Source organism: Proteus sp. fly-1067, assembly GCF_040139345.1.
GTDB lineage: Bacteria > Pseudomonadota > Gammaproteobacteria > Enterobacterales > Enterobacteriaceae > Proteus > Proteus vulgaris_B.
The window spans coordinates 1-990 of the sequence record NZ_JBEEUL010000050.1 but is presented as its reverse complement, the minus strand read 5'-3'; the positions used below and the strand labels follow the sequence as shown (position 1 = coordinate 990).

The window sequence follows — 990 nt, the reverse complement described above, 5'->3', positions numbered from 1 at the left end:
CATATCGACCAAGAAGGTCTTTAATTTTGTTTTCCATACCCGTTACTTGGGTACCGTTATACAGCTCACCCGGAGTAATGGTAATGAGTTCTTGAATTTCTGTGAGATGATCTGCCGTATTACCATTAACCTCAACGCCGGAGATCTTATATTGATCGCCTTCCGTCACATTAATCGTAATGTAGATATCTTTTTTATCTGGCGTCAAACTGACCTGAGTGGAATCAATATTGAAGCGAGCATAACCTCGGTCAAGATAGAAGCTGCGGAGGGTTTCTAAATCACCAGCCAGTTTTTGTTTCTGATATTTTTGGTCTGCTGCTAAGTTCCACCATGGCACATCATCGCGTAATTGGAATTTATTGACCAATTCCGCTGTCGTGTAATTTTTATTTCCGACCACGTTGATCTGCTGGATTTTTGCAGAAACGCCTTCAGAGAATACAAATTTTAAATCAACACGATTACGAGGCAGTGGTGTAGCAACGGCTTTTACTGTCACGTTGTATTTACCAACACTATAGTAAAAGTCTTCTAGACCTTTCTCTATGTTCGGGATTGTCGTGCGGTCAAGGGCTTCACCAACACGAATATTTGATGCTTCCAAGTTTTGTTTGAGCATATCGTCTTTAACAGATTTGTTACCTGTAAAAGTGATACTCGCGATGGTTGGCCGCTCTTTAACTTGAACGATCAGCGTGTTTCCATCACGCAGGACCCTAACATCTTCGAAGTTACCGGTAGAGAATAGAGATCGAATTGAACGACTAATATCATCGTTATCAATCGAGTCACCTACCCTTACAGGCATGTTCAATAATGCTGCACCAACGGCGACGCGTTGTAGACCTTCGAAACGAATGTCTTTAACTACGAATCCGTCTGAACCGTATGCAGTGGCGCTGCCGAAAAGCAGCGACGCTATGAGCAACTTTTTCATCGCCATCGTTGTTATGCGTATTCCTTACTGGTCCCCGGCTTACTTGTTAG

Annotated in this window: 1 protein-coding gene; it reads right to left on the bottom strand. The window is 42.8% G+C overall.

Annotation, left to right across the window (positions count from 1 at the left end):
- A partial coding sequence (bamA, locus tag ABN217_RS18990; protein WP_349459816.1) for an outer membrane protein assembly factor BamA occupies nucleotides 1–946 on the bottom strand: 946 nt, incomplete at its 3' end.
- Between the last annotated feature and the right edge of the window lie 44 nt (nucleotides 947–990).